Source organism: Haladaptatus sp. T7, from assembly GCF_026008575.1.
Taxonomy (GTDB): domain Archaea; phylum Halobacteriota; class Halobacteria; order Halobacteriales; family Haladaptataceae; genus Haladaptatus; species Haladaptatus paucihalophilus.
Window position 1 is genome coordinate 16,605 of the sequence record NZ_BROP01000005.1, and the last position, 19,712, is coordinate 36,316.

Annotated in this window: 14 protein-coding genes and 1 tRNA gene; 8 read left to right on the plus strand and 7 right to left on the minus strand. The window is 62.5% G+C overall.

Annotated elements, in window-relative coordinates:
• The first annotated feature begins 29 nt into the window (after positions 1-29).
• Positions 30-111: transfer RNA gene (locus OPC11_RS13895), tRNA-Ser, on the plus strand.
• 333 nt (positions 112-444) lie between these two features.
• Here the strand turns inward: OPC11_RS13895 and OPC11_RS13900 are convergent.
• The 3 genes from OPC11_RS13900 to OPC11_RS13910 are packed head-to-tail and all read right to left on the minus strand — an operon-like array spanning position 445 to position 4,072.
• On the minus strand, positions 445-1,848 hold the full coding sequence (locus OPC11_RS13900) for an ABC transporter ATP-binding protein (protein ID WP_264782296.1): 1,404 nt from the start codon (positions 1,846-1,848) through the stop codon (positions 445-447).
• Positions 1,845-2,870 (minus strand): ABC transporter ATP-binding protein, encoded by a 1,026-nt coding sequence (locus OPC11_RS13905; RefSeq protein WP_264782297.1) that lies wholly within the window; start codon positions 2,868-2,870, stop codon positions 1,845-1,847. Before OPC11_RS13905 ends, OPC11_RS13900 begins: the two co-directional genes overlap by 4 nt.
• Complete coding sequence (locus OPC11_RS13910) at positions 2,867-4,072, minus strand: ABC transporter permease (RefSeq protein WP_264782298.1); 1,206 nt, start codon at positions 4,070-4,072, stop codon at positions 2,867-2,869. The genes OPC11_RS13905 and OPC11_RS13910 overlap by 4 nt, the downstream gene beginning before the upstream one ends.
• Before the next feature lie 299 nt (positions 4,073-4,371).
• On the opposite strand from OPC11_RS13910, the gene OPC11_RS13915 reads away from it, so the two are divergent.
• The 6 genes from OPC11_RS13915 to OPC11_RS13940 all read left to right on the plus strand — a co-directional run bounded on the left by OPC11_RS13915 (position 4,372) and on the right by OPC11_RS13940 (position 10,451).
• Positions 4,372-5,328 (plus strand): ABC transporter permease, encoded by a 957-nt coding sequence (locus tag OPC11_RS13915; RefSeq protein ID WP_264782299.1) that lies wholly within the window; start codon positions 4,372-4,374, stop codon positions 5,326-5,328.
• Positions 5,329-5,406: 78 nt separating this feature from the next.
• A complete protein-coding gene (locus OPC11_RS13920) occupies positions 5,407-6,024 on the plus strand; it encodes a CAP domain-containing protein (protein ID WP_264782300.1) in 618 nt (205 codons plus the stop codon).
• 73 nt (positions 6,025-6,097) lie between these two features.
• Entirely contained in the window at positions 6,098-6,658 is a 561-nt protein-coding gene (locus OPC11_RS13925) for a hypothetical protein (RefSeq protein ID WP_018128888.1), read from the plus strand.
• A gap of 330 nt (positions 6,659-6,988) precedes the next feature.
• A complete protein-coding gene (gene thsB, locus OPC11_RS13930) occupies positions 6,989-8,626 on the plus strand; it encodes a thermosome subunit beta (protein ID WP_264782529.1) in 1,638 nt (545 codons plus the stop codon).
• A gap of 286 nt (positions 8,627-8,912) precedes the next feature.
• Entirely contained in the window at positions 8,913-9,134 is a 222-nt protein-coding gene (locus OPC11_RS13935) for a hypothetical protein (protein WP_264782301.1), read from the plus strand.
• 330 nt (positions 9,135-9,464) lie between these two features.
• Positions 9,465-10,451, plus strand: coding sequence for an ornithine cyclodeaminase family protein (locus OPC11_RS13940; protein WP_264782302.1), 987 nt, complete (start codon positions 9,465-9,467; stop codon positions 10,449-10,451).
• Between the two features lie 30 nt (positions 10,452-10,481).
• Here OPC11_RS13940 and OPC11_RS13945 read toward each other — a convergent pair whose 3' ends face one another.
• From OPC11_RS13945 to leuS (OPC11_RS13960), 4 genes are all read right to left on the minus strand, one after another.
• Positions 10,482-13,001 carry a hypothetical protein gene (locus tag OPC11_RS13945; protein WP_264782303.1) on the minus strand — a complete coding sequence of 840 codons (2,520 nt, stop codon included), beginning with the start codon at positions 12,999-13,001 and terminating at the stop codon, positions 10,482-10,484.
• A 199-nt stretch (positions 13,002-13,200) separates the two neighbouring features.
• Entirely contained in the window at positions 13,201-13,425 is a 225-nt protein-coding gene (locus OPC11_RS13950; protein WP_264782304.1) for a hypothetical protein, read from the minus strand.
• Positions 13,426-13,579: 154 nt separating this feature from the next.
• Positions 13,580-13,855 carry a hypothetical protein gene (locus OPC11_RS13955; protein WP_007982264.1) on the minus strand — a complete coding sequence of 92 codons (276 nt, stop codon included), beginning with the start codon at positions 13,853-13,855 and terminating at the stop codon, positions 13,580-13,582.
• 77 nt (positions 13,856-13,932) lie between these two features.
• Positions 13,933-16,890, minus strand: a complete 2,958-nt coding sequence (gene leuS / locus OPC11_RS13960) for a leucine--tRNA ligase (RefSeq protein ID WP_264782305.1) — start codon at positions 16,888-16,890, stop codon at positions 13,933-13,935.
• A 143-nt stretch (positions 16,891-17,033) separates the two neighbouring features.
• Here leuS (OPC11_RS13960) and leuS (OPC11_RS13965) point away from each other — a divergent pair, with 143 nt between their 5' ends.
• On the plus strand, positions 17,034-19,667 hold the full coding sequence (gene leuS, locus OPC11_RS13965) for a leucine--tRNA ligase (RefSeq protein ID WP_264782306.1): 2,634 nt from the start codon (positions 17,034-17,036) through the stop codon (positions 19,665-19,667).
• Positions 19,668-19,712 lie beyond the last annotated feature (45 nt).

Sequence of the window (19,712 nt, forward strand, 5' to 3'; positions counted from 1 at the left end):
AAAAGCAACACCGGGTAACGAATTGGTAGGCCGGGATGGCCGAATGGCAAAGCGCACGCCTGGAAAGCGTGTTCCCTTATGGGATTCTGGGTTCAAATCCCAGTCCCGGCGTATTTCTCCGCGAAGCAAGTCCGTAAGCACCGCGTAGCGTGTGCTTACGGCGACTGGAGCGAGAAATCGCCGAGGGATTTGAGCAGACGAGTCGCATGCCCGGAAAGCGAACGAAGTGAGTGACCCGGAACGTCTCGGCGAGTTCAAATCCCAGTCCCGGCGTTTTCGAGTGAACTAACCGATGAGCACCCGCTCTGCGGTGCTCATCGAAGCGGCGAACAAGAAAACGTTATACTGGATTCGAGCAGCCCGGACACGGCCCGCGCAGCCGAACGAATGTGAGGCGAGCAGGAATGTCCGGGCGAGTTCAAATCCCAGTCCCGGGGTTCGGTATCAGTCCACCGACGCCCACTCCCACTCCTCGTCCGGTTCCGTTACCGAATCGTGGAGGTGGCACGCCGCCGGATGTCCGGCACCGGTCGCCCGTTCCTCGGGAGCCCTCCGTTCGCAAATCGTCGAGAACTCCACCCGAAGTCGTTCGTCCGCATCTTCGATGGTCCCCGAAACGACGTCCGAGAGGGCGGCCGACAGCGCCGATTCGGCGTCAGCGTCGGTCAACTCGTCGGGAATGTCGTACTCCTCGCGGAGCGCGGAGCGGAGGTGGGTATCGGTTACTGCCCCTTCGTTCTCGGCGGCACCACGTGCGACTGCAAGTTTTCGAAGCGCGTCGAGGTTCACGTCGTCGTCCGCGACCGCGACGCGGAGGTCCATGACGGACCGCCACTCGTCCTGCTCGAAGTCGTACCGCTCGGGGGGGATGACCGACGGACATCGGGAGTGGAACCGACACCCGGACGGCGGCGAGGCGGCGTCGGGAACGTCGCCGCGGAGGGTAACTCGGTGGGTTGCCGCATCCGGGTCCGGCGTCGGAATCGCCGAGACGAGGGCTCGCGTGTAGGGGTGTTGCGGGTCGCGGAACAGGTCTTCGGTCGAACCGCGTTCGACGATTTCGCCGAGATACATCACCGCCACGCGGTCACAGATTTCCCGGACGACACCCATGTCGTGGCTGATGAGAAGTAACGAGAGGTCGAACTTCGACTGCAAATCCGAAAGCAGGGACAGAATCTCAGCCTGCACCGACACGTCCAGCGCCGAGACGGGTTCGTCCAAGACGAGCAAGTCGGGGTTCAGAATCAACGCCCGTGCCAACGCCGCACGCTGTTTCTGCCCACCGGAGAGTTCGTGCGGGTAGCGGTCGAACTCCTCCGCCGACAGGCCGACGCGACCGAGTAAGTCCTCGGTTATCGTCCGGCGCTGGTCGGCGTCGGTCATGCCGTGAATCGAGAGGGGTTCTGCGACCGACTCGCCGATTTTCATCCGCGGGTCGAACGTCGTCGTCGGGTCCTGAAACACCATCTGGGCGCGACGACGGAACGCCTTGGTTTCGGCGCGGTCGAACGTACCGATGTCGTCACCGTCGAACACGACTGTTCCGTCGGTCGGCGCTTCGAGCGACAACAACGTCGTCGCGGCAGTCGATTTCCCGCTCCCCGACTCGCCGATAAGTCCGACCGTCTCGCTGGGGAACACGTCGAAGGAGATGCCGTCCACCGCGCGGATGCGACCCGTCTCCTTTCGGGTGATTCCCTCCGTGACCGGATACTGCTTTTTCAGGTCGCGGACCGAGAGAAGCGCGGAATCGTGCTCCTCGGTCGGGTCGTCCGTTGCGGCCGTTTCAGTCTGTTCGGCCGTCGTGTCCGTTCCAGTCGGGTCGTTCGCTTCATTCGATTTCATCGCTGTTCCTCCTGTATCGGTTCGGGGTCATCGCCGAGGACGACCGACGAATCGCGGCCCTCGCGGTAGAAGATACACGACGCGTGTTGTGAATCCGTCACGCCCTGCAACGGCGGTTGTCCGCTCCGCTCGCAATCGTCGGTCGCGTGCGGACACCGCGGATGGAACCGGCACCCCGACGGCGGCGATACCGGGTCCGCCATCGACCCGCCGATGGGTTGTAAACTCCCGCCGCGACCGGGGAGACACGCGAGCAACGCTTGCGTGTACGGATGGGCGGGATGGTCGAAGATGTCGTGAACGCTCCCTCGTTCCATCACCTTCCCGGCGTACAGCACGACCACGCGGTCGGCGATTTGGGCGACGACGCCGAGGTCGTGGGTGACGAACAGAATCGCCATGTCGCGTTCGGCCTGCAAGTCCGCGAGCAACTCCAGAATCTGGGCTTCGATGGTCACGTCGAGCGCCGTCGTCGGCTCGTCCGCGATGAGCAGGTCGGGTTCGCCCGCCAGCGCCATGGCGATGACGACCCGTTGGCGCATTCCGCCCGAGAATTCGTGGGGATAGTCGTCCGCTCGAACCTCGGCCTTCGGAATGCCGACGCGGTCGAGGAGTTCGACTGCGCGGCGACGGGCCGCGCTCTTGCTCACGTCCCGATGATAGCGAACCGACTCGGCGACTTGACGTCCGACGCTGTACACCGGGTCGAGCGCGTTCTGTGGGTTTTGAAAGACGTACGCGATGCGGTTGCCTCGAATCCCGCGGAGTTCGCTCGACGAGCAGTCGAGGACGTCCTCGCCGTCGAAGACAATTCGACCGTCCGTGATTTCGCCGGGCGGCGTCGGAATCAGCCGCGTTATCGACTCGCAGGCGACGGTCTTCCCGGAGCCACTTTCACCGACAAGACAGACCGTCTCCCCGCGGTTCACGTCGAACGAAACGCCATCGACCGCCTTGACGGTCCCGCGGCCGGTTTCGAACGTCGTCCGGAGTCCCGACACGGAAAGCAACGGGTCGGTCACAGTCCCTCCCTCGTTCTGGGGTCGAGAATCTCGCGGAGCGCGTCGCCCAAAAAGCTGAACGAGGCGACGGTGAGGACGATGAAGACCACCGGAATCACTTCCGCCCACCAGAGGAACGTCGGGTGGAAGTCGTTGTGGAACGCGGCGTAGATGAGATACCCCCACGAGTTCTGCCCGTCGCCGTGGAGTTTGAAGTAGCCGAGCATTGCCTCGATGAGGACGAGGGTCGGAATCTGGAGCGTCACGGAGACGAGAACGGTGCTCGACACGTTTGGAAGGAGGTGGTCGCGGATGATCCGGAGATGGCCGCTTCCCGCACCTTTCGCGGCGCGGACGAATCCGAGTTCGGTCTTCTGGAGCGCCTCGCTCCGAACGAGTCGAGCGGTGCTTCCCCAACTGAGCAACCCGAACACGGCGATCATGAGCAGGATGCTCCCGCCGTAGAGGGCTTGGAGGAGGAGAAAGACGAACAGCGGCGGAATGGCCTGTTGAAGGTCCACGTAGCGCATCAGCACTTCGTCCACCCTGCCGCCGAAGTAGGCCGCGACGGTTCCGACGGCGGTCGCAAGCGGCGCGATGAGCGTCGCGCTGATGAGGGTCACTTCGAGCGCGACGCGCATGCCTTGGAGGATTTCTATCAGCAGGTCTTCCCCGCTGCCGGTCGTTCCGAGGGGGTGAATGAGATTTCCGTGACACGCGTTGTTCGCTAACTGGCCGACACAGCGCGTGATACCGATGCCGTAGAACGGGACGGTGAACCCGAACGGGGGCTGGTACGGCGTGATATCGTATCGGAACCCGTCCGCGGCCACGATGGCGTCCCGAAGGGGAGAGAGGAACATCGGCGCGACGAGTCCGGTAACGAAGAAGAAGACGAGATAGCCGAGACTGGCGACGGCAACCGGATTCGTTTTGAGTTGCTCCCAGCGACGGCGAGTGAGTTCTCGATTTTGGGCGAGCGGAACGAGGACGTAACAGAAGAAGATGGCGAGCGAAAGAGTAAATATCCAATCCAGCGGGGTCGGGTTCCACTCGAAAACGAGGGAGTCGGTGTCGGGAAGGAAAAAGAGGTCGTAGAAAAACCCGAGAGCTACCGCGAGCGCGACGAGCGAAAACGCCACCGTTCGTCGTGCTATCGACCGCGAATCGGTCGTGTACTCGCTCCATTCTATCGTATCGAACGTGTCGTTTCGTGTAGCCATGGGCGGTCGAATCCTTCTCTCGTGTCTCGTGACGGCGGGAGTCTCACCCGCAGACGAGACAATTCAATGACAGACTAACGCTAACAATGCAACAGGGGTATAAAAAATATAGTCATCGGTAGGCGGGCCGTCCGGTGACGACGCCGACGTGGGGTTTGTAACACAGGAAACATTTATTCGGAAGGGACGAATTGTGGGCATCAATAGCATGGGGACGAGTTCATCGCCGACTCGACGCGGAACGGCACCGATAGCGCCGAGCGAGGACGAAGAATTGCGAGTGGGCGGAGAGCCGTAGCGTGCGTCGATACATCGCCAAACGGGCGCTCTGGACGATATTCGCGGCGTATCTCCTCCTCTCGTCCATCTTTCTCGTATACGCGTACGCGCCCGACCCCAACCAGAGAACCGCGGGACTCTTAGCGGGGATGGGTGGTGGGTCGGTGGAGAAGGCCGAACACGCCTACGGTGCGGCGCGGAACTACGACCAACCGATACTCGACCGATACGTGAATTGGATCGTCGCGTACACGACGTTCGACTGGGGGACGAACATCGGGGGCACGCCGGTAACGAAGCTGTTAGCCGACGCGGTTCCGCTCACGCTCGTCTATCTGATTCCGGCCGTCGTGTTGTCCACCATCCTCGGAACGTACATCGGGCTGTACTCGGCGGTGCATCAGCACGGCTACGTGGACCGCCTCGTCACCGCAGTCACGTACCCCGGATTGGGGATGCCGGGCTTTTGGCTGGCGAGTTGGTCGTCGCTTATCGTCCTCGAACGGGTGAGCATTCAGGCGTCGTACTTCGACGGTCGATACGGACTCTGGACGCCCCAGAACTTCCCGTTCATGCTGCTCCCGATATTCGTCGTCACGATAAACCTGCTTACCGTGCAGATTCGGTACGCGCGGTCCACGTCGCTCGAATACGTTCCCGCCGAGTTCGTGAAGACGCTCCGGGCGAACGGCGCAACCGCGCGGGACGTGGCGCGGCACGTGCTCCGGAACGCCGCGCTACCGCTCGTCTCGCTGTTTTTCACCGAGACGCTCACCATGCTGTTCATCACGCTCCTCGTCGTGGAGATGGTGTTCGGCATCCCCGGATTCGGGTCGCTCGCGTTCCAAGCCATCAAGAGCCGCGATGCGGGTCTGATTCTGGCGACGACGATGATACCCATCCTCATCGGACTGGTCGGGAACTTCGTACAGGACGTGGCCTACGTGCTCGTGGACCCGCGGGTCAGCTACGACTAATTCAAGGGTCACTGCCATCCGCGCGTTCGACTCGAGCCCCCCGGACATTCATCTTCGCCGGGGTCGAAAGGCAGACGAATGCGCTCGCTCGTTCCCGTCGCCCTCGTCCTCCTGACAGTGCTGTTTTTCGGGTCGTACTTCGCGGGCTATCACGTTCCCGGCGAGCGGACGCTGGATTCCGCACAAGGCGCACGAGTCATCGACGTGCCACACGACCGACCGGAACGGCTCACGAACCCGAACACGACGCGGTTCCGTCGCTGGGTCGAGTTCTACGTTCACGTCGCGGTGAACGAGGAGCGGACGAAACACGGACTCGACCCGCTCGAATTCGACGCCGCGTTGCGCGACATCGCGCGAAATCACAGCGCCGATATGGGACGGAAAGGGTATTTCGAACACGTCTCACCGACGGGTGTCGACCCCGGCGACCGCTATCGTCGAGAGGATTACCACTGTCTTCGCGGTGCGGGGGAAAACATCGCGTACACGTACTTCGATTTACGAGTACGAACCGATACCGGAGACGTCGTTCGGTATCGAACCGCGAGAGCGTTGGCTCGCGGACTCGTGACGCAGTGGATGCATTCGCCCGAACACCGAAAAAACATCCTTTCGAAACACTGGGATCGAGAGGGAATCGGCATCACCTACACCGAGAGTGGACGTGTATACGCAACGGAGAACTTCTGCTGAATCCGGGCAAAATATTAAATAGCTTGAGACACCTCTCGAAAACAAACATTCGCGGTCGACGGGTCGACATCTAATGAGTAAACGAGCCGACGGGATGGAGAAGACGCCGCTGTCCAGAGACATTATATTTCAGATACTTAGTAATCGACGCCGACGATACGCGATTCACTACTTACGACGGAACGAAGGACCGGTCGAAATCGGCGAGCTCGCGACGCAAATCGCGGCGTGGGAAAACGACGTCACCGTCGAGGAAGTGACCTCACAACAACGCAAACGGGTGTACAACACGCTGCAACAAGCCCATCTTCCGAAACTCGACGAAACGGGGTTCATCGATTACGATGCGGCACACGGCGACGTCACGCTGACGGAACAGGCGGAACCGCTGAACACGTATCTCGAAATAATCCCCGACAACAACCTCCCGTGGTCCGAGTACTATTTCGTGTTGGGCTGTATCAGTCTCACACTGCTGACCGGAGCGTGGTTCGACGCCGGACCGCTCGGCCTGGTCCCGGACATCGGGTGGGCGGTCGGACTCGCTGCACTGGTGACCGTCTCCGGGGCGACACACATGTACTACTATCGAAACCTCAGGCTCGGCCACACGGAAGTGCCGGAAGACGAGTAATCCGCGACGAGCCACGACGAGGAAAACGAGAGTGGATGAGAAACGGAACGAAGCACTCGCCAGCGAATGCGTCGAGCGAGGAAAGGAGGAAGAAAAGTGGCAATGTTCGAGCGAGGAGCCACCGAGCATCAGAGCATATAAATAGAAGTTTGAGACGAATGTCGAAGAAAAAGAGACGTGTTAACCACCGACACGGATTTCCGCATTTCCGGCCGCCTTACAGTGGTTTCCAACGCTGACAGGATATCGAATACCGTATCCTAACGAACGGCTGGATAAAGATTTATATAGAAGCACAAACATAGTCGCTCTTGTACTATGAGTCAGCGCATGCAAGGTCAGCCGATGATCGTAATGTCCGAAGATTCCCAGCGAGTCAAGGACAAGGACGCGCAGGAACACAACATCACCGCGGCGCGAGCGGTTGCGGACGCGGTACGCTCCACACTCGGCCCGAAAGGGATGGACAAGATGCTCGTCGATTCGATGGGCGACGTCACCATCACGAACGACGGCGTGACCATCCTCAAGGAGATGGACATCGACAACCCGACGGCCGAGATGATCATCGAAGTCGCCGAAACCCAAGAGGACGAAGCGGGTGACGGCACGACGACGGCCGTCGCGGTCACGGGTGAACTCCTCAAGAACGCACAGGACCTCCTCGAACAGGACATCCACCCGACGGCGGTCATCAAAGGGTTCCACCTGGCGAGCGAGAAGGCCCGCGAGGAAGTCGACAACATCGCCGACGAAGTGGATACCGACGACGAGGAACTCCTCCGCAAAGTCGCCGAAACCAGCATGACCGGCAAAGGGGCCGAACTCAACAAGGAAGTCCTGAGCCAGATTATCGTGGACGCCGTGCAGGCGGTCACCGTCGAGGGCACCGTCGACCTCGAATACGTCAACATCGAGACGCAGACCGGCCGCTCCGCGGGCGAGTCCGAACTGCTCGAAGGCGGCGTCATCGACAAGGACCCCGTTCACGACAACATGCCGACCTCGGTCGAGGACGCGAAGGTTCTCCTCCTCAACGAAGCCGTCGAAGTCGAGGAGACCGACGTCGACACCGAAATCTCCATCAACGACCCCGACCAGCTCAAGAACTTCCTCGACCGCGAGGAAGCCCAGCTGAAGGAGAAGGTCGAGCAGATCAAGGACACCGGCGCGAACGTCGTCTTCTGCCAGAAGGGCATCGACGACCTCGCACAGCACTACCTCGCCAAGGAAGGCATCCTCGCCGTCCGCCGCACGAAGAAGAGCGACATCAAGTTCCTCCGCGAGATTCTCAACACGACCATCGTCTCGGACCTCGACAGCGCGAGTGAGGACGACGTGGCGGAAGGAAGCGTCACCCGCGACGAGAGCGACGAGCTGTTCTACGTCAGCGGCGGCGACGACGCACACGGCGTCACGCTCCTCCTCCGCGGCTCCACGGACCACGTGGTTGACGAACTCGAACGCGGCATCACGGACGCGCTCGACGTCGTGGCCCAGACCGTCAGCGACGGCCGAATCGTCTCCGGCGGCGGTGCCATCGAGGTCGAACTCGCCTCCCGACTCCGCGACTACTCCGACAGCGTCGAAGGCCGCGAACAGCTGGCCGTCGAGGCGTTCGCCGACTCGCTCGAACTCGTCCCGCGCGTGCTCGCCGAAAACGCCGGACTGGACTCCATCGACACGCTTGTCGACCTCCGCGCGGCCCACGAGGACGGCGACAAGCGCGCTGGCCTGAACGTCTTCAGCAGCGACGTCGAAGACACGTTCGAGGCGGGCATCGTCGAACCCGCACACGCCAAGGAACAGGCACTCTCCAGTGCCACCGAGGCCGCGAACCTCGTCCTCAAAATCGACGACATCATCTCGGCCGGCGACCTCTCCACCGACAAGGGTGGCGACGAGGGCGCTGGCGGCCCACCGGCAGGCGGCATGGGCGGCATGGGCGGTATGGGCGGCGCAATGTAAATTTCGACGAAAGGAGAAATTTCATTGCACGGCCGAGGTTCCCTCGGCCAAGGCTATGTAAGCGAGGTTTCGAAGAAACCTCGAATGTCGAACGGGCGAAGCCCGTGAGACGGAAATCGGTCAACGGCCGATTTCAGCCCGACCGCACCCGAAGTATCGTCGATTGAACTCGACCCGATTTTTTGGACTCACAACGATTAGCGGCGCGTAGCGGATAGTGTGGACGATGGTCGTTGACGACTGTCGGTTAAGTTAACAGTCATGTTCCGATTTGAGAACGGAAATCATGCACCGCCGCTCGTTTCTCTCCACATCGGCTCCGGTCGCCGTCGCCACCCTCGCGGACTGTTCGAATCCGTGCTCCACCAACGACCCGACGGCGAACGACCTGTCGATAGCCGTCGATGGGATGCCCAACCGGAGTCGAATCTGGCACGCGACGGACTGCCATCACCTCACGATAACGATACGAGAAGACAGCGTGAAATTCGCCGAGAAGACGTGCTGATTCGGGTCGGAATCCGGTTTCGTCGTCGCGGGGCGGTGAACCGTAATCAGGCAGATAGAAAATCGGCCACCGTTCGATTTTCACCCCGATCGAACCGAGGATTCGTCTACTGAACTCGAACTGATTTTTGAACCCACGTCGAATCACGACGTGTTTGCCGGATGTTACTGCAATCAGACCGTCGAATGTGAATCTCCTTCGAGTATTTTCGAGATTAAGAATTCACACGATTCCCGCCGATATGGACCCCAAATCGCCATAGGAGACGGCGATAGTGAGCAAAAATCGGTAAAAGATGGAACTAAGTGGGAACCGCGTATCCCTCCGACTATGGAAACACTCCTGCTCAACCAGGATGCGGTCGACGAGAACACACAGATGCCCGAACTCATCCGGGCCATCGAGGACGCCTTCGCGGCGTACGCGCTCGGCGATGCGCAGATGCCAGCGAAATCGTACATCGACCTGCCCCAGTACAACGGTGACTTCCGGTCGATGCCCGCCTACCTCGACGCGGACGGGTGGGACGCGGCCGGAATCAAGTGGGTCAACGTCCATCCCGACAACCCCGAGGAGTTCGACCTGCCGACGGTCATGGGCACGATGATTTACAGCGACCCCGAGACAGCGTTCCCGCTCGCCATCATGGACGGGACGGAACTCACGATGAAGCGGACGGGCGCGGCCGCCGCCGTGGCGACCGACCACCTCGCCGTCGAAGACGCGACGAGCATGGGACTGGTCGGCGCTGGCGTCCAGTCCTACACCCAGTTGGAAGCCATCTCGAAGATTCGCCCCATCGAGGAAGTCGTCATCAGCGACCTGGACGAGGAAGCGGTCGCGGACTTCATCGACTACTTCGACGACGAGTTCGACGTTCGTGCCGGATCGATTTCGGAAGCCGCGTCCTGTGACATCCTCTCGACCGTGACGCCCGTCGAGACGCCCATCGTCTCCGCCGATGCCGTCGGCGAGCACACCCACATCAACGCGATGGGTGCCGACGCGGAAGGCAAACACGAACTCGCGGACGAACTCCTGTTGGACGCGAAACTCGTCATCGACGACCACGCCCAGACCACCCACTCGGGCGAAATCAACGTCCCGTACAACGAGGGCACCCTCACGGACGACGACATCCACGGCGACATCGGCGACATCGTTATCGGCGACCTCGACGGCCGCACCGAGGATGACGGCGTGACCGTCTTCGACAGCACCGGACTGGCGATTCAGGACGTCGCGGCCGCCCACGTCGTCTACGAGCACGCGAACGAGAACGACAACGGCTACCCGTTCGACCTCCTCGGGCTGTAACGACGCGACCCGAGCCGCGAACACTCGTTTTTAAGTGTTGACGCTCGCGCCGAGCGCGTTGTCCACGACAGAATTTGCGCTCGCGGTGAGCGTCGAATCCTGCGTGACTTCGTAGCCGTATCCGGCGGAGTTACGAACCGTGGAGTGTCGTATCGAGAGCCGCGAGCCGTTCGTGACGGCCACGTTCGCGTGTTCCTTCGCGTTCCAGAACTCGTTTCCGCCGCCCCCGTACTCGACCACGCAGTAGCGGAGTTCGTTTTCGGTGCGGTTCGTATCGTCGAAGTAGATGCCGCGCCAGTAACCCCGCGTCTTCTGCTCGCCCGTGAACGTGATGGGTTCGTCTCCCGTCCCGACCGCGGACAGGATACCACCGTCGTACATCCGAAGGCCGGAGTCCTGCCCGAATTCGAGGGTCGCGCCCGGTTCGATGGTGAGCGCGCCGTACACCGACACCGGGCCGGTGTCGATGAAGTAGGGAACGTCGATGGCGTCCCACGTCACGGCCATCGATTCGCGGATGTCGTCGCGCTGCCAGACGTACACCCGGTCTTCGTCGTTGCCGGTGTAGGTCCCGGTGTCGGAGAGGAAGTGAGCGGTGTCGTCGCGGACGTGGCCCGCACCCTCGGCGTTCGCAGTGACGGTGTTGCGGGTGAACGAATCGACGGACACGTCGTCCGAGAAGTCGAAGCCCCACGCGCCGCTTTCTCGGATGGTACACCCGTCGATTCGCGCCCGGGAGCCGTTCGAAACGGCGACGTTGGCCTTGGTGTCCGCGCTCCAGTACTCGTCGCCACCGCCGCCGTACTCGACCACGCAGTTCCGCAGTTGGTTCTCGGTTCGGTCGGTCTGCTGGAAGTAGATGCCGCGCCAGTAGCCCCGCGTCTTCTGGCCGCCCGTGAACGTTATCGGTTTGGACTCCTCGGTGTCGGGCACGATGCCGACGGCCGTGAGGGTGCCGCCGTCCAGCAGTTTCAGTCCGGCGTCCTGCCCGAATTCGACCGTCGTACCGGGGTCGATGGTGAGGTTGCCGTACGTCTCTATCGCGCCGGTATCGACGAAGTAAGGGACGTCGATGGCGTCCCACGTCACGTCAAGGTCCGTTCCGATGTCGTCGCGCTGCCAGACGTACACCCTGTCCACGTCGTTGCCGGTGTACGTTCCGGTGTCGGAGAGGAACTGCGCGCGGTCGTCGCGGACGTGGCCCGCCCCGGTCGCGTTGCGGGTCACGGTGTTGTTCACGAACGAGTCTATCGTCACTTCCTCGGCGAAGTTGAAACCGTATCCCCCGCTCTCACGGAGCGTCGAGTGAGTGACGCGAGCGCGAGCGCCGCCTCCCACGGCGACGTTCGCGTGCGCGTCGGCGGTCCAGTACTCGTCGCCACCGCCGCCGTACTCGACCACGCAGTTTTCCAGCACGCTCGGAACGCGGTCCGACGTCTCGAAGTAGAGACCGCGCCAGAATCCGCGGGTCTTCTGCTCGCCCGTGAACGTGATCGGTTTGGATTCCTCGGTGTTTGGGTCGATACCCGCGGCCGTCAACTGGGACGACTCCGAGACTTTGAGACCCGCTTCCTGTTCGAACGAGAGCGTCGCTCCGGGCGCGATGGTGAGGTGGGCGTCCTTGCGCAGTTCGACGAGTTTAGCCACGCGATAGCGGGCGTCGAGCGCGTCCCACGTCGCGTCGAAACCGGCCCCGAGTCCGTCGCGGCCCCACACGTGAACGATGTCGTCGTCGTTCCCGGCGTACGTTCCGGAGCCATCGACGTGATGGGCGGAGGCGTCGCGGACGAAGCCCGCACCCGCGGCGTTCGCGGTGACGATGTTCTTCGAGAAGTCGTCCACGTTCACCTCGGGACCGAAGGTGAATCCCCACGCCGCGCTCTCGCGGACGGCGCAGTTCGAGGCCGCGAGTCGGGAACTCCCGCCGACCGCGAGGTTCGCGTTGTCGTCGGCCTGCCAGAACTCGTCCCCGCCGCCAGCGTATTCGACGACGCAATAGGCCATCGCGTTGGGGTTGTCGGAGTCCTCGAAGTAAATGCCGCGCCAGAAACCGCGGGTCCGTTGCCGACCGGTGAACACGACGGGACGCTGGCACGTTCCCTCGGCGACGAGCGTCCCGTCCGCGGCGATTTTGAGTCCGGCGTTCTGCTCGAAGACGAGTTCGGTTCCCGCCGTCACCGTGAGCGTCGCGTCGGTGACGCCGACGGTTCCCTCGACGACGTATCGATTGCAGTCGCCCCCGAGCGTCGTGTCTTCGGTGATGTCGTCGGTGAGCGTCTGCGGTGAACACTCTCCGGGGAGAACGCCGGTACAGTCGCCGAACGCGACCCGTTTTCCGTCCGACGGCGGCGCGTCGGTTCCCGCCGTCGTCCCGTCGGCGGTCGTTTTCGAAGAGGTGGGGGAAGCGGTCGCTTTCGACGTCTCGTTTCCGTCTTCGTTCCCCGTGGAAACCGAACTACACCCCGCGAGACCGCTCGCGAGCGCTCCCGCACCGATGGTCTTCAGCAACCGTCGCCGTTTCATCTCCGCGTCCGTTGGTTCGCATGTCATGAGATATCGTTCCGACCGTCAGTGACGCGATTCGGTGACAGACGTTCGATAGTTCCGCGTCGAATGCGCGTCCTGACGCATACCGGGTGATATCAGTACGGAGTGATATACGCATTGAGTGAAATAATTCCGCGATGTGGAAAAATACGGGTCCGAGGACACCGTTCGGGTCCGTATAGGACTCGTTCGTCCCCGGTCGCTACTCCTCCCCGATAGGTGCCCGTCCGGCGAGTTCGTCGGTCAGTTTCGAGATGACCCACGCGATGATCAAAAACGGCAGGAGCGGAACCAGCAGGACGAGCAGGCCCAGAAACACCGCGACGCCGATGGTGTTCATTTCGCTGTCCGAGTGGCCGCGGGAAGGCGGCGTGACGGTTCGCAGAACTTTCGTGACGGGGTGGTCCCCCGAATCCCCCTGACTCATGTGGAAACCGGCAACGGCCTGAATGATAAGCGTTCGCACAACACAACCGATTTGCTCGTTCGGTGCCGGATGCGATACGATGGGCCGACGGGATGGGTGACGCGGACGATAGAGACGTGACAGGAGAATCGGACGGGGGTAGTTGGGTCGTGAGCTATTCGTCGGCGAGTTGGTTGGCCCGGACGATGATATACAGCAGGATGATACCGGACCCGACGGCGAGGACGAGCTGTGTCAGGAACGTGAACAGGAGTTCGAAGAGGGAAGCCAACCCGAGGATTTCGAACAGGGTGGTTCGCAGGAGTATCGGGATGAACGCGACCACACCGACGGCCACGACGAGTTTGGCGAGGGGGAGCGCTTCGTACAGTATTTGATTCGTATCGAGTTCCTCCTCGGGAGCGGTGAAAAACGGTCTGTCGGACGACATACCCTCACGATGAAAATCGCTACGCAATGAATCTTGTGTAGCCCTCCGACTGGTGGGACGGAGACGGACGAACGCCGTCAGCCTTCCAGATGGATAGCCGGGCGGAGCGGGGCGGCGTGTCGCGCCTTGTCCTCGGGGTCCGGCACGTCCGCACCTTCGCGGTACACCTCGACGTCGGCCTCGAACTCGCGTTCGAAGAAGTCCCGCGCGTCCTCGTACACTTCGACCTCGTTCAGGTCGGCCAGCACCGCGACCTGTTCGTCGGGACGTTCGCGCACGTCCTCGACGAGTTTCTGGACGAGTTGGTTCACCTCGTTCCCCTTCTCGCGCAACTCCTCGTCCTGCATGACCTCGCCCATCACCGCGCCGACGTTCGGACCGTTCTCGACGACGGCCGCGAGGACCTTCCGCTTCCAGTCGGCGGCGACGTACACCCGAATCGTCTCGGGGTCGGTGTCGGTCACGTTCACGATGTCGCGCACGTCGTCGGTCAATCCTTCGACCAGCGACTCCTCGATTTCGGTGACGGTGCTCTCGAAGTCCGAATCCACGTCGGGCCATTCGGCCTCCGCGATGGAGTTCCCCGTCAGGCGCTCGTGCAGTTCCGTCGCCATGAACGGGATGAACGGAGCCAGCAGGCGCAGGCGGGCGTTCAGCACGGTCCGGAGCGTCCAGCGCGCGCCCGGCCGGTCGGTGTCGGTGCGCTTTCGGTACCACTTCAGGTGCTCCTCGAAGCCGTAGAAGGCGTCCTGACTGGCAGTTCGCGTCTCGAACCGGTCCATCGCGTCGGTGACCTCGCGGACGGTTCCCTGCAGTTTCGACAGCAACCAGCGGTCGATGCGTTGCAGGTCGCGTTCGCCCTCGGGGGCCGAGATAATCTCGTTCGCGCGGTTCCAGAACCGCCGCAGTTGGTTCCCCGTGCTCTCGACCTGCTCGCTCCGCCAGTCGTAATCCTGCCACGGTTCCGCGCTGTTCATCAGGAAGAATCGCACGGTGTCGGCACCGTACTTCTCGATGGCGTTCTCGGGCAAAACGACGTGGCCCTTCGAGGAGGACATCTTCTCGCCCTCCAGCAGACCCATGCCCATCACCGTGATTCCCTGCGGCCAGTTCGCCGGGTCGAACAGCTCGGCGTGGTGGAACAGGAAGAAGGTCAGGTGGTTGCTGACCAAATCGTTCGCGGAACAGCGGTAATCGACGGGGTACCAGTAATCCCACTCCTCGCGCAGGGCGAGGGCGGTTTCGTTGGGGTCGTCCACTGCTTCACTCGCTCGCGGTTCATCACCGCGAGCGCTTTCCGAGGCGCGTTGCGCCTCGCTTCCATAAAACAACGTGTCGAAGAACTCCTTGTCCAGTTCCTCCACCGGAACGTCCGAAATCCGGTGGGCGATGGTGTAGTAGGACATGTAGATGGTCGAGTCCGACAGGGGTTCGATGACGAACTCGTCGTCCCACGGCAGGCGCGTGCCCAGTCCGTAGTTGCGGATGCAGGGCCACTCGTTCAACCAGTCGATGGTGTGGTCGTACTGCTCGCGGGTGTTCTCGGGAATCGCGTCCAGTTCGGCGACGACCTCGTGGGCCTTCGCCTTCCACGCCTCGTCGTTGTACCGCAGAAACCACGTGTCCTGTTCGGCGACTTCGACGGCCCCGCCGCAGCGACAGACGACCTCCTCGCTGAACTCGTGCATCGTGTCGAACGACCCCTGTTCCTGAAACTCGGCCTTCAGGTCGTCGCGGACGTCCTCCACGATTTCGCCCGCGTAGTCGTCGTACATCCCGCGCAGTTTCCCGCTGTGGAACTCGCGGTTGTACACCTCTTGGGTGGCGTCCTCCAGCGCGGGGTCCGAGGAGTCCTCGATGCCGTGTTCCACTACGGCGTCCTCCGCCGGAAACCCGCCGTAGCCTTCCACGTCGATGATGGCCTTCGGTTCGATTGCCGCGACTTCCTCGGGGTCGATTCCGTACGCTTCCATTCGGGCGGCGGCGGCGTCTCGCGGGCTCTGCCCGCTCGACTGTTCCGCGGCCCGTCGCGCCGCGCTCTTGGCCTCCTGCAAAGCCACCCAGTCGTCGGGGCTGTGCGCCGGGACGGACATGACGACGCCCGTCGCGTTGTCCGCGTCCACGAAGCTCGCGGGCAGGACCAGCACGTCGTCGCCCGTGACGGGGTTCGTGACGTGCTCGCCGACGAGTCGCTCGCCGCTAAAGTGGTCCCGGATTTCGACGTCGTGTGCCTGCAGTTCCAGTTTCTCCGCCGCGGATTCCGAGACGAGCCACGTCTCGCCATCGACAGCAGCCTCGACGTACTCCGCGTCCGGGTCGATGTAGGCGTTCGTCACGCCGTGGACCGTCTCCGGGCGCAGGGTCGCCATCGGAACGGTGATTTCCGAATCACCTGTTCTCCATCCGAATTTCACGAGGGTGTACTCTTGGAATTCGGCTTCCTCGCCCTCCAGCAGGTCGTGGGTCGTGACGGGGTTTTGCTCGTTCGTGCAGTATTTGACGGGGTGCAGGCCCTTCTCCAACAGACCGCGCTCCTTCAACGTCTCGTACTGCCACGTGATGAACTTCGAGTAGCGCTCGTCGTTCGTCGTGAACTCGCGCCGCCAGTCGATGGAGAGCCCCAACGACTGCATGTTCTTCTTGTAACTATCCTCGATGAAGTGGCGGGCGAACCCCATCGGCGTCTCCATCTCGGACAGGTCCTCGTCCGAGACGTTGTAGGTGTCCTGTAAAACGGACATCTGTTCGGGTTCCCGCTTTTTCAAGCGCTCCACCGCGCCGACGATGGGGGTTCCCGTGACGTGCCACGCGATGGGGAACAGTACGTTGTCGCCCTGCAAACGACGGTATCGCGCCCACACGTCCGGGACGGTGTAGGTTCGCGCGTGGCCGATGTGCATTCCCCCGCTCGGATACGGATACGGTACCGTGACGAAGGTGGCCTCAGACTGGGATGGATCAACCTCATACCGACCATCTTCCGCCCATCGAGACTGCCACTTCGACTCGATTTCCCGTGGCTCGTAGTCGCTCATGTCCTAGCGAAGACGTGCGACGGTAAAAGAAGTGTCTACCTGACAGATAATTGTGAACGGACGGAGCGGGGGTCGAACGGCGCTCACAGATGACAACGTATAGAAGCCGAACGGAACAAATAGTGAACAACCCGGATTCTCGCATGCAAACACGACGACAGTTCGACCACACGGAAATCGAGCATCGCTGGCAGGAGGCGTGGGACGACGCCGACATCTTCCACATCCCGGACGAGGCGACCGACCCGACGTACGTCCTCGGGATGTTCCCCTACACCTCCGGCCAACTCCACATGGGCCACGTCCGTAACTACACGATAACGGACGCCTACGCCCGATACAAGCGCATGGACGGCGAGAACGTCCTCCATCCGATGGGCTGGGACTCGTTCGGTCTCCCCGCCGAGAACGCGGCCATCGAACGCGACACGAACCCGCGCGACTGGACGCTCTCGTGTATCGACACGATGCGCGAGCAGATGGAAGGGATGGGCTTCGGATACGACTGGGAGCGCGAAATCACGACCTGCAAACCCGACTACTACCGCTGGAACCAGTGGCTGTTCACCCAATTCCGCGAGGAAGGACTCGTGGAGCGCGAGGGCGCCGAAATCAACTGGTGTCCGTCGTGCGAGACGGTGCTCGCCGACGAGCAGGTCGAGGGCGACGCGGAACTCTGCTGGCGCTGTGACACCCCGGTCGAACAGCGCGAACTCGACCAGTGGTTCCTGAAGATCACCGAGTACGCCGACGAACTCCTCGACGACTTGGACGACCTCGACGGCTGGCCGTCCAACGTCCGCCAGATGCAGCGAAACTGGATCGGTCGTCAGCACGGTTCCACGGTCGAATTCAGCGTCGAAGGATACGGCCCCGTCGAGGTGTTCACCACCCGACTCGACACGATTTTCGGCGTCACGTTCTTCGCGCTCGCCCCCGGCCATCCCATCGCCGAGGAACTGGCCGCGGAAGACGACGATATCGCACACTTCGTGGAGGAGGTCGCCGACCCGGAGGGAGACGAACCGCAAGGTATCGCCACCGACCTGACCGCGACGAACCCCGCGACGGGGGAGGAGATTCCGGTGTTCGTCGCCGACTTCGTGCTCTCCGACGTGGGAACGGGCGCGCTGATGGGCGTCCCGGGTCACGACTCCCGCGACCACGCCTTCGCGTCGTCGATGGACGTGGACATCGTTCCCGTCGTCGCGCCGAGCGAGGACGACGTGCCGGACGTGAGCGAGGCGGCCTACACGGAGGACGGCGTGCTCGTCAACAGCGGCGACTACGACGGCCTCGACAGCGACGAGGCCCGCGAGCGGTTGGAGGGCGACATCGAGAGCGCCGCCCACGACGTGCAGTATCGCCTCCGCGACTGGGGAATCTCGCGCCAGCGTTACTGGGGAACGCCGATACCCATCATCCACTGCGAGGAGTGTGGCCCCGTCAGCGTCCCGGACGAGGACCTGCCGGTCGAACTGCCGGAGTTCGTGCAGACGACCGGGAATCCGCTGGACGCGGCCGAGGAGTGGAAGCACGTCGAGTGTCCCGAGTGTGGTGCCGATGCGCGGCGCGAAACGGACACGATGGACACGTTCATGGACTCGTCGTGGTACTTCCTGCGGTACGTCTCGCCGCACCTCGACGACGCCCCGTTCGACACCGAACAGGCGGACGACTGGATGCCCGTGGACCGGTACGTCGGCGGCATCGAACACGCCGTCATGCACCTGCTGTACTCGCGGTTCGTGACGAAGGTCATCTCGGACATGGACATGCTCGACCACCGCGAACCGTTCACGAACCTCGTCACGCAGGGGATGGTCCTGCTCGACGGCGACAAGATGTCGAAGAGTAAGGGCAACGTCGTCTCGCCGCAGCGCATCGTCGAGGAGTACGGTGCGGACACGGCGCGCCTGTTCACGATGCAGGCCGCACAACCGGAGAAGGACTTCGACTGGACCGAAGAGGGCGTCAAGTCGAGCTACGAGTTCCTCCAGCGTCTCGCCGGGGCGGTCGAATCGTTCGCCGACTCGACGTTCGACGGCGACCGCGACGAAATCGCCGAATACGTCGAGCGCGAAATCGACGCCACCGTCGCCATCGCAAACGACGAGTTCGAATCGCTGACGTTCAACGGCGCGCTCCGCGAGACGCAGGAACTGACTTCGCTGCTCGCACGCTACCGCGAGGAGACGTCGCCGCACGGCCCGACGCTCGAACGCGGCCTGCGAACCGTCGTCAAACTGCTGGCACCCGTCACCCCGCACATCTGCGAGGAACTGTGGAGCGAACTCGGCGGCGAGGGCTTCGTCGTCGAGGCCGAGTGGCCCGAACCGGAGTCGGACCCAGCCGAACTCGAACTCGCCCGACAGTTGGTCGAGAACACGCAAGAGGACGTCCGGCACATCATCAGCGTCGCGGACATCGACGACCCCGAGCGCATCGATATCGTCGTCGCCGCGCCGTGGCAGTTCCGGGCGCTCGATTTGGCCCGCGAGTCCGACGCCGACAACATCATCGGCGAACTCATGCAGGAAGACGAGATACGAAAGCAGGGCGACGACGCCGCGAAGTACGGACAGGAACTCCAGCAGGAGCGACAGTCGCTCCCGGAAACGCTCTCGCCGGAGCGAGAGCAGGTCGCGCTTCGACGGGCGACGTGGCTGTTCCAGCGCGAGTTCGACGCCGACGTTCGTCTGCTGACGGCCGACGAGGCCGACGGCGACGTGGCGTCGAAGGCCCGCCCGGGTCGCCCCGCGATACACATCGACTGAGAGACCCGTCTATCGACTGCAACGTTTTTAGGGACCCGCTCCGTC

Coding starts and splice junctions, on each gene's coding strand:
- leuS (WP_264782306.1), top strand. CDS start 17,034: ATGCAAACACGACGACAGTTCGACCACACGGAAATCGAGCATCGCTGG.
- OPC11_RS13920 (WP_264782300.1), top strand. CDS start 5,407: ATGCGCTCGCTCGTTCCCGTCGCCCTCGTCCTCCTGACAGTGCTGTTT.
- OPC11_RS13910 (WP_264782298.1), bottom strand. CDS start 4,072: ATGGCTACACGAAACGACACGTTCGATACGATAGAATGGAGCGAGTAC.
- leuS (WP_264782305.1), bottom strand. CDS start 16,890: ATGAGCGACTACGAGCCACGGGAAATCGAGTCGAAGTGGCAGTCTCGA.
- OPC11_RS13935 (WP_264782301.1), top strand. CDS start 8,913: ATGCACCGCCGCTCGTTTCTCTCCACATCGGCTCCGGTCGCCGTCGCC.
- OPC11_RS13925 (WP_018128888.1), top strand. CDS start 6,098: ATGAGTAAACGAGCCGACGGGATGGAGAAGACGCCGCTGTCCAGAGAC.
- OPC11_RS13940 (WP_264782302.1), top strand. CDS start 9,465: ATGGAAACACTCCTGCTCAACCAGGATGCGGTCGACGAGAACACACAG.
- OPC11_RS13950 (WP_264782304.1), bottom strand. CDS start 13,425: ATGAGTCAGGGGGATTCGGGGGACCACCCCGTCACGAAAGTTCTGCGA.
- thsB (WP_264782529.1), top strand. CDS start 6,989: ATGCAAGGTCAGCCGATGATCGTAATGTCCGAAGATTCCCAGCGAGTC.
- OPC11_RS13945 (WP_264782303.1), bottom strand. CDS start 13,001: ATGACATGCGAACCAACGGACGCGGAGATGAAACGGCGACGGTTGCTG.
- OPC11_RS13900 (WP_264782296.1), bottom strand. CDS start 1,848: ATGAAATCGAATGAAGCGAACGACCCGACTGGAACGGACACGACGGCC.
- OPC11_RS13955 (WP_007982264.1), bottom strand. CDS start 13,855: ATGTCGTCCGACAGACCGTTTTTCACCGCTCCCGAGGAGGAACTCGAT.